The sequence below is a fragment of the Pseudoalteromonas sp. S1612 genome, assembly GCF_005887175.1.
GTDB lineage: Bacteria > Pseudomonadota > Gammaproteobacteria > Enterobacterales > Alteromonadaceae > Pseudoalteromonas > Pseudoalteromonas undina.
Genome location: NZ_PNDH01000090.1, coordinates 1 through 1,232, shown reverse-complemented (window position 1 = coordinate 1,232; position 1,232 = coordinate 1). Strand labels below are relative to the sequence as shown.

The 1,232-nt window shown below is 41.6% G+C and carries 1 protein-coding gene; it reads right to left on the bottom strand.

Translation table 11 applies throughout. From position 1 onward, the window contains the following. Positions 1 to 17 precede the first annotated feature (17 nt). Positions 18 to 1,168 (bottom strand): IS3 family transposase gene (locus tag CWB78_RS18215; RefSeq protein WP_138596817.1). Its coding sequence is split into 2 segments (ribosomal slippage): positions 18 to 898 and positions 898 to 1,168, totalling 1,152 coding nucleotides; the frame shifts between segments, so codons are not numbered across the junction. Between the last annotated feature and the right edge of the window lie 64 nt (positions 1,169 to 1,232).

Sequence of the window (1,232 nt, the reverse complement as noted above, 5' to 3'; positions counted from 1 at the left end):
TGTTCTGCACAACTAAATCAGGACACTTTTCTTAAGGAACTTTGCTCATACTCTACTGGCGATAGATCACCATTAGCAGTATGAAGTCGCTCTAAGTTGTAATAGCGCATATACGCTGCCACATCATTTCTCATTTGCTCACGAGTTGGTTGCGGAACTTTCAACAGCCAATCATGTTTTAAGCTGCCGAAGAATCGTTCAACAACCGCATTATCCCAACACGCACCGACATCGCCCATACTGGCTCTGACGCCATAACTCCATAGTAATTGTCGATATTGTTTACTGGTGTACTGTGAACCTCTATCACTGTGAAACACCAAGCCTTTTGGTGGCTGCCGTAAGTTATAAGCTTTCATCATCGCCTTGCTAACTAAGTCAGTCGTCATGCGTTTATCAATATGCCAACCAACAATACGACGTGAATATAAGTCCATGACGATAGCCAGATACATCCAACCTTCGCCAGTTCTTAGATAAGTCACATCACCAGCCCACACCTGATTTGGCGCAACAGGATTAAAGTTCTGATTCAAAAGATTATCAGCAACGGCATCACTGTGTTTACGCTTGGTTGTTACCTTGTATGCCACTCGTTGAGTAACGACTAAACCAAGTGTTGCCATTAATTTCTGAACGCCATAATCACTGACGCTAAAGCCCTCACTGCGTAACTTCTTTCTAAGCTCTCGGTAGCCTAAGCTATTTCTGCTTTTCTTGAAGAAATACTTGGCCTTTCGATATAAATTAAGCTGCTCTACAGTAATTACTTTTGCTGGCCGCTTAAGCCAAGCATAATAAGCACTGCGGCTTACTTTCATCACTTTGCAGAGCTTAACCACGGGAAACACCGAGGATAACTGCTTAATCGTTTTAAACGTTACTTGGTTTCTTTTAGCAGGAGGGCGCTGGCCTTTTTTAAAATTTCTTTTTCCATCCTTAGCTCTTTATTTTCCTTGCGAAGCCTTAACAGCTCAGCCCGCTCATCAGCATTCAAACTGGCACCAGATTGTTCTGCTTCAACTTTAGCTTTCCAGTTATAAAGTAATTTATCTGTGATACCTAAAGACGCTGCTGCCTTAGGTACGCTGTAACCTTGCTCGGTTACCAATGCCACAGCTTCTTGTTTAAATTCTGCTGTGTAACTTCTGTTTGTTCGTTTTGTCATTTAACACCTCAATAATTGGATTATATTCCATTATTAAAGTGTCCTGTTTGATTAAAGCAGATCA